The organism is Pseudomonas sp. MD195_PC81_125, assembly GCF_014060985.1.
Classification (GTDB): domain Bacteria; phylum Pseudomonadota; class Gammaproteobacteria; order Pseudomonadales; family Pseudomonadaceae; genus Aquipseudomonas; species Aquipseudomonas parakoreensis.
Genome location: NZ_JABULD010000728.1, coordinates 1 through 6,236, shown reverse-complemented (window position 1 = coordinate 6,236; position 6,236 = coordinate 1). Strand labels below are relative to the sequence as shown.

Annotated in this window: 7 protein-coding genes and 1 pseudogene; 6 read left to right on the top strand and 2 right to left on the bottom strand. The window is 54.0% G+C overall.

Annotated elements, in window-relative coordinates; genetic code table 11:
- Positions 1-197, bottom strand: a pseudogene (locus HT737_RS28575) (cytochrome ubiquinol oxidase subunit I); the annotation flags it as partial.
- 116 nt (positions 198-313) lie between these two features.
- Here HT737_RS28575 and HT737_RS28570 point away from each other — a divergent pair.
- Positions 314-850: a uracil-DNA glycosylase gene (locus HT737_RS28570; RefSeq protein ID WP_046722349.1), complete on the top strand. Its 537-nt coding sequence runs from the start codon at positions 314-316 to the stop codon at positions 848-850.
- Between the two features lie 8 nt (positions 851-858).
- On the opposite strand, the gene HT737_RS28565 is transcribed toward HT737_RS28570, so the two are convergent.
- Complete coding sequence (locus tag HT737_RS28565) at positions 859-2,028, bottom strand: TDT family transporter (protein ID WP_012723161.1); 1,170 nt, start codon at positions 2,026-2,028, stop codon at positions 859-861.
- A gap of 115 nt (positions 2,029-2,143) precedes the next feature.
- On the opposite strand from HT737_RS28565, the gene HT737_RS28560 reads away from it, so the two are divergent.
- The 5 genes from HT737_RS28560 to HT737_RS31415 form a co-directional block, all read left to right on the top strand.
- Complete coding sequence (locus HT737_RS28560; RefSeq protein ID WP_058417011.1) at positions 2,144-3,040, top strand: LysR family transcriptional regulator; 897 nt, start codon at positions 2,144-2,146, stop codon at positions 3,038-3,040.
- Between the two features lie 158 nt (positions 3,041-3,198).
- The gene (locus HT737_RS28555; RefSeq protein WP_012723159.1) at positions 3,199-4,191 is read left to right on the top strand and encodes a beta-propeller fold lactonase family protein; all 993 of its coding nucleotides are present in this window, start codon (positions 3,199-3,201) and stop codon (positions 4,189-4,191) included.
- Positions 4,192-4,250: 59 nt separating this feature from the next.
- Positions 4,251-5,486 carry a molybdopterin-dependent oxidoreductase gene (locus HT737_RS28550; RefSeq protein ID WP_103388956.1) on the top strand — a complete coding sequence of 412 codons (1,236 nt, stop codon included), beginning with the start codon at positions 4,251-4,253 and terminating at the stop codon, positions 5,484-5,486.
- Between the two features lies 1 nt (position 5,487).
- Positions 5,488-5,850, top strand: a complete 363-nt coding sequence (locus tag HT737_RS28545; protein WP_224265906.1) for a hypothetical protein — start codon at positions 5,488-5,490, stop codon at positions 5,848-5,850.
- Positions 5,847-6,236: hypothetical protein (locus HT737_RS31415; protein ID WP_220459551.1), on the top strand; the 390-nt coding region annotated here is incomplete at its 3' end. The genes HT737_RS28545 and HT737_RS31415, both read left to right, overlap by 4 nt.

Genomic DNA, 6,236 nt, shown 5'->3' with positions numbered 1-6,236 from the left:
CGAAGTTGACTGCGAAGATTTTTGATCCAAAAGTGGTATAAGGTCCGATAGGTATTGTCATGCGTCCTCAACCAAAGACCTTCCAACACTGCTAGATAAGCAGCCAGCCCGACGGTAACTGCCGGGAACAGGATGTGGAATGAAACGGTGAAAGCGAACTGCATTCGCGCGAGGTCAAGAGCTTGAAGATCGAACATATCGTGGCCTCCTAATGGCAATTTCGTATCAATAGAGGAAGCGTCTTGTCAGTGTCGACTCACCAAGCACCGCCCCCCTCGGGATTTCGCTTGAAGCGCGAGAAATTTTTCTGCTGATGCCGAACGTTGCGCAACTGACGCGCTGGGTGATTTCCCAGTCCACGGGCGACAAAACCTTGCCGTATTTCGATCCGTTGGATGGCGGCGTCTACGCCAAAATATTGATATTGCTAGAGTCACCCGCGCGAACGGTCAGTCGTGCACGGTATGTCTCACGAGACAATCCGGGGCCTGCACAACGCAACCTCAAAAGTTTCATGGAACAGGTTGGGTTGGAACGCCGAGAGACCGTTATCTGGAATCTATATCCTTGGCTGCCCGATCTTGAAAAGCCCAAGGCGTCGCTCCGCAGGGCGCAAATTGAGGAGGGAATTGAGAAGCTAATCACGCTGCTTCCGCATTTTCCTGATCTCGCGACTGTCGTATTTGCCGGACGTGTCGCTCAGCAGGCGATGCTGCGGGTTCGACACGCCTTTCCCGATATCTCATTGCTCGAGATGCCACACCCCAGCCCGCTTTCTGTTTGCACTCACCCGAGTGTTCGGCAACGCATCCTATCCACGCTGCGTGACGCCAAACAGTCGATTGAGTAGCCAAAGGTTCAGGGTTTGCTCATCTTGTTCAGCGAGGCGATGCAGGGCGAGATGAACAAGTTGCCGCGATACGCGCCTACCAAAGTTTTGGCCGCGACGATGATCCACATGATCGCAAGCAGCAATACCAGTACCACGCCCACAAAATTGAAGAACGCGAGGTGCAACATGGAGCCCAATTTAAGGGTAGTCACCGCATACACGCCTAGCGGAAAGGTGAAACCCCACCAGCCGAGGTTGAAAGGAATACCCTCCCTGAAGTAGCGACCGGTAATCAGCAGCGCCAAAACCATCCACCACAATCCAAGCCCCCAAAACAGCACACCACCGATCAAGCCAATGCCCTCGGCAACGCCTCCGATGCCGGCCATTCCATGAGCGGCGAAGATCGCCGGAGCGTCGCTGCCGAGTACCAGCATCCCCAACGCACCAGTACCAATGGGCCCTAATGAAAGCCAGCTCGATGCCGCCATGCTCTCATGAGGCAATTTATGCAATGCCATGCGCAGCAGCAGAATCACCAGAATACTCAAGGCAACGGGCACTGAGTATGCCCATAGCACGTAGCTGGTGATCAACAGGGTGAACTGTGCACTCGCATCAGCAAGGTGCGGCGCCAGTAGCCCACCACTGGCGGCGGCTACCTCGGCCGCAACCACAGGTAGCAGCCATACTGCTGTCATCTGGTCGATACTGTGCTGCTGGCGGGTAAACATCATGAACGGGATCAGAACCCCGCACGCCAACGCCATGGCGACATCGATCCACCACAGGACTTCAGCTAAAGCGACAACCCCATCCCCCCAGCGTGGCAAGCCATAAAGGAGAAATCCGTTGATGATTGTCGCCAGCCCCATGGGGATGGTTCCAAAAAACATCGACACGGTGGAGTGACCGAAGATCTGTTTGGCTTCATTAAAGAACAGGGCCCAGCGGCTTGCGTACAACACCGTAAAGAGGCAAAACAACGCGATATTGAAAAACCACAAGGCTTCACCTAACACTTTGGGCCACTGCGCGGCAAATGGCAGTTGGCCCAAAGCCAGAGCCAGAATCCCGGTGCCCATCGTGGCGGCGAACCAGTTAGGTGTGAACTGCCGGATCGCTTCTCGTGGATTGGACAATGCTGCCAGTGGATGGCTGCCGCCCATAATCGCTGCGAGTCGTGTATCACTCATTTTCGCGCTCCCGCTTCAGTGTTCATTCAATGTGACTTGCCTGAAGTATAGCTTGATGAGGTTAGCGGCTAAACGGATAGTATAGGTTTACGTTACCTGTTAAAGAGGTAGAAAATTGAAGTTAAGCCTACGTCAATTGCAGATCTTCTGCGCCATTGCGCAACAGGGCAGCACCACCAGCGCGGCCATCGCTGTGTCACTTTCGCAATCGGCCACCAGCGCCGCACTCAACGAGTTGGAAAGCGCCTTGGATACCCGGCTTTTCGATCGCGTAGGCAAACGCTTGGTGTTAAACAATAACGGCCAAGCATTACTGCCCCAGGCCAGAAGCATGCTTGAGAACGCGTTGCAGATAGAAAACAGCTTCCTTCCAGGGCATGCAGAGCTGAAGACTCGCTTGCGGGTAGGCTGTAGTACCACTATAGGCAACTATGTTTTGCCATTGATACTTGGCGAGTTACGCCAATCGGCTCCGCACCTGCGGGTCGATGTTGATATGGCCAACAGCATGGCTATCGCCCGGAAGGTCGCAGATTTCGAGATTGATATGGGACTGATTGAGGGACCGTGCCACTTGCCCGAACTGAGTGCCGAACCTTGGCTTGTAGATGAACTGCTCATTGTAGCGGGCCAACGTCACCCTTTAGCACTCAAGTCGCAGGTCACCCTTGATGACCTGCGTACTGCTGAGTGGCTTCTCCGCGAACCTGGCTCGGGCACTCGGGAGGAAGTCGAACAGTTGCTGTTGCGTCACCTGCACGACCTCGCTGAAACCCGCCAGATCGGCAGCTCAGAAGCCATCAAACACGTCCTTGCACAAGGCATCGGCATCAGTTGCCTGTCGAGCTGGGTCGTTCGGGATCTGCTGACTTCTCAAGACCTGATTGAACTGCCGCATGCGTTGCCTGGGCTGAGCCGGCGCTTTTTTCTGATCCGCCACCGGGAAAAATTCATCTCGTCCGGACTTGAACGGTTCTGGCAAAGTTGCACTCAGTTTGCGAGCCAAAGCTAACGAAATCTATTTGAAAAGTAGGTAACTACTACCACAACAACTTGTTTTCGGAATTTATCCCAAGCGCTTAAGGTCAACTCATTGTCTAGCAGCAATCAGCGAGCTGCATTTGCCAAGGCGCAATCTCACGCCTGGCTGCCCCTTGTGAGGAACCTCTGATGAATGTGATCAAGAAAACAGTGACTGCACTGGCGTTGGGTATCGCGCTCGCCGCATCAATGAGTGCGTCGGCAGCGGAAGATCGCTGGACCTTCGATGGTGATATTCATAACAACTCACTGGCTGTCAGCCCTGACGAATCGACAGCCGTAGTCTCCTACAGTCAGCGTCCTGACGTGGTGGTCTACGACTTGAAAACCGGCAAGGTTCGTCAGGTTCTCACCGGCTATATCACGCCACGCAACATTGTCTTTTCTCCAAACGGCGATGTGTTCTACCTTTCCGACAGCAGCTTAGGGGTCGTTCGTAAGATCGACACCAAAACATTAAAAGTCATCGCAGATCTTCCGTTAGGTGCAGGTGCTTTTGGTACCACGCTCAGCAAGGATGGGAGCCTGCTCTACGTCAACAACGAGGCCGCCAGCACCTTGTCGGTTATTGACCTTGATCACCAACGACCAGTAGCTGTGGTACCTGGCTTCTCCCAACCGCGCCAAGGCATCCGAGTAAGCCCTGACGGCAAAACCGTCTATGTCACCAACTTTCTTGGCGACAAAATCACCCTGGTCGACAGCAAGACCAATAAGATCGAAGGTGAGATCACTGGCTTCAACAAGTTGCGCGCCATCTCCATATCGGCCGACGGCAATACGCTGTACGCGGCTAACAGCGGCAGTAACAGCATCGCAGTTGTCGACACTCAAAAACGCGCTATCACAACCACCGTTATGGTGGGCAAAGACCCCTACGGTGCAGCCCTGACTCCAGACGGACTGCACGTCTACTCGGGTAACCTGGGTGACAACACCCTGTCAGTGATAGACACCAAAACGCTGAAAGTGACGACCACTGTGACCGGTTTGAAGGCACCCCGCCAGGCCATTGTCTTCACCAAAGACAAGTCGAAGGCTTATGTCCTCAACGAGGACCTGAGCATCTCCACCGTCGATCTCGCCAGCAACAAGGTGGTATCGACGCTCAAGGCTGACTGATCGAAACAACGCAGGCCTTCTCGAGGGCCTGCTGATACTCCACGACCTGGTGAATAATAATGAATGGAAGTGATGAGTTCTGGATGATGAATCGCCGTCGTTTACTCGGGTTGGCCACTAGCGCTGGTCTCGCTAGCCTGCTTCCGCGCCAAGCCCTTTCTGGAACGGACTTGGCGCAACTAGATAGGATCGAATCCGCAGAGTCCGAACGACGCCTTGTACGTTTTCCAGAGAAAACGGGACTGATTCTGATTACTGATCGTCCGCCGCAGTTGGAAACGCCGCTGCATTATTTTCGCCAGGACCTGACGCCTAACGAAGCCTATTTTGTTCGGTGGCATCTGTCGGGGTATCCAACTCAGGTCGATACGCGAACCTTTCGACTGCGTCTCGATGGCCAGGTTGCCAATCCTCAGTCTTTTTCTCTTGATGCCTTGGTCAACGAGTTCGAGCCCGTGACACTGGTGGCCATGAACCAATGTTCAGGCAATGCCAGAAGCTTGTTTGGTCCTAAACCTCCTGGTGGGCAATGGCAATTTGGCGCGATGGGAAATGCACAGTGGACAGGCGTTCGCCTCAAGGACCTCCTTGATCGTGCAGGTGTTAAAGCAGGAGCAGTCGAGGTGGCAATTTCTGGGCTGGATGAGTCGCCAATGCCAGGCTTGCCAAAGATCGTGAAGTCATTGAAGTTTGACCATGCCAATGATGGTGATGTGATGGTTGCATACGCAATGAATGGCGCACCACTGCCGATGCTCAATGGCTTTCCATTGCGCTTAGTGGTACCCGGTTGGTACGCGACTTACTGGATTAAATCATTGGCTCACATTGAGGTGCTAGATAAACCTTTAAGCAATATTTGGATGAACCAAGCCTACCGAATTCCTGATAATCCAGAGATCAACGAGGAGCCAGGAAACCTCTCCAAGAAAACGGTACCCATCAACCGCTTTGTCACTCACTCCGTATTCGTACGTCCAGAACCCGAAGAACTATTGCTTGTAAATCATCCATACATGCTAGAGGGCTTAGCCAATGATGGCGGCGATGGTATCGCTCGGGTTGAGGTTTCAGTTGACGGCGGGCGTACTTGGGCAGATGCGACGCTCGACCCCGAGATCGGCCGGTTCTCTTGGCGTCGGTGGCGCTTCGTATGGACCCCCCTTGACAAAGGCCGATACACGTTCAAGGTCCGCGCCACCAACCGCGCCGGGCAAGGTCAACTGACCACCCAGTGGAATCGGGGAGGCTATGCGCGCCGGGTTATCGAACAAACCACTGGAATGGTGGTGTGAGATGACGACATTTCTCCAGCCTAGAATGCTCTTTTTTGCCTTGATGTGTAGCCTACCTATTTGGATACCAAGCGCCTTTGCGGCCGAGGAACCGAAGGTCGATTTTGGTGCTCCCGTGCACTCAATCACTGTTCCCCACGACGAGCCCTACTTGCCGGACGGTCCGGGGCGCAGCGAATTTCTGGCACAATGCGTGATCTGCCATTCTCCTCGTTACGTTACCAACCAACCTGCATTTCCGCGTAAAACCTGGGCGGCTGAGGTCGCCAAAATGCGCGACGAATATGGAGCGCCCATCCCCGACGAAGCCGTACAACCAATCATCGATTATCTGATGTTCTTCAATGGCAAGGAGACACCATGAGTGATCCTGTTCGCGACACATCGGCCCATGGGATTTCCCGAACTGCATTGGCTATGTTGATTGGTGTATTGGCGCTCGGCACGTTGATATCTTGGAAGGTCATCGGCACCCACGGCGCCTCGGATATCACCCGACGAGGAGATGCTCTCCCGTCGCGAGTGGACTCAACAGATAAGGTCGAGTTGACCACTGCATTGGTCGGCGCAGGCGCAATTGTGGTCCAACAGCGTTGCGCAGGGTGTCATGACGCGACTCAACGTTCGGTAGGTCCTAGCTGGAATGCAGTCCTTGCACGATATAAATCTGTAATTGGGACGAAGCCGCTTAATCACGAAGCATTGGCTGTCATGGTCGCTGCCATTTCCCATCCCCAACCAGGATGGGAT

Excerpts from the sequence above, each read along its gene's own strand:
- HT737_RS28570 (WP_046722349.1), top strand. The coding sequence starts at position 314 with ATGCCGAACGTTGCGCAACTGACGCGCTGGGTGATTTCCCAGTCCACG.
- HT737_RS28565 (WP_012723161.1), bottom strand. The coding sequence starts at position 2,028 with ATGAGTGATACACGACTCGCAGCGATTATGGGCGGCAGCCATCCACTG.
- HT737_RS28555 (WP_012723159.1), top strand. The coding sequence starts at position 3,199 with ATGAATGTGATCAAGAAAACAGTGACTGCACTGGCGTTGGGTATCGCG.
- HT737_RS28550 (WP_103388956.1), top strand. The coding sequence starts at position 4,251 with ATGAATGGAAGTGATGAGTTCTGGATGATGAATCGCCGTCGTTTACTC.
- HT737_RS28545 (WP_224265906.1), top strand. The coding sequence starts at position 5,488 with ATGACGACATTTCTCCAGCCTAGAATGCTCTTTTTTGCCTTGATGTGT.